This window comes from Pseudomonas sp. S30, assembly GCF_016518545.1.
Taxonomy (GTDB): domain Bacteria; phylum Pseudomonadota; class Gammaproteobacteria; order Pseudomonadales; family Pseudomonadaceae; genus Aquipseudomonas.
On sequence record NZ_JACVTO010000067.1, the window covers coordinates 1 to 221 of the forward strand.

1 protein-coding gene is annotated in these 221 nt (G+C 70.6%); it reads left to right on the forward strand.

The genetic code is table 11. From position 1 onward, the window contains the following. A partial coding sequence (locus IAE34_RS24235) for a hypothetical protein (RefSeq protein ID WP_200141486.1) occupies positions 1 to 221 on the forward strand: 221 nt, incomplete at both ends.

The following is a 221-nucleotide window of genomic DNA, read 5'->3' on the forward strand; positions in this document are numbered from 1 at the left end:
CGGCCGGGTGGACAGCCATCTGGACCAGCTCGCGCAACACAGCCCCGGCAATACGGCTGGTGCGCTGGCCTGGCTCGGGCAACTGGGGCGCCAGGGCTTGTCGGCGGGTGTGCCGGGCAGCGCCGATCGCTTGCTGTACCGACGCCTGAGCACCTACCTGATCGCCTCACTGGGCGAGCAAGCCGTGAACCTGCGGTTGAGCGAGCAGGCGCTGGAGGGCC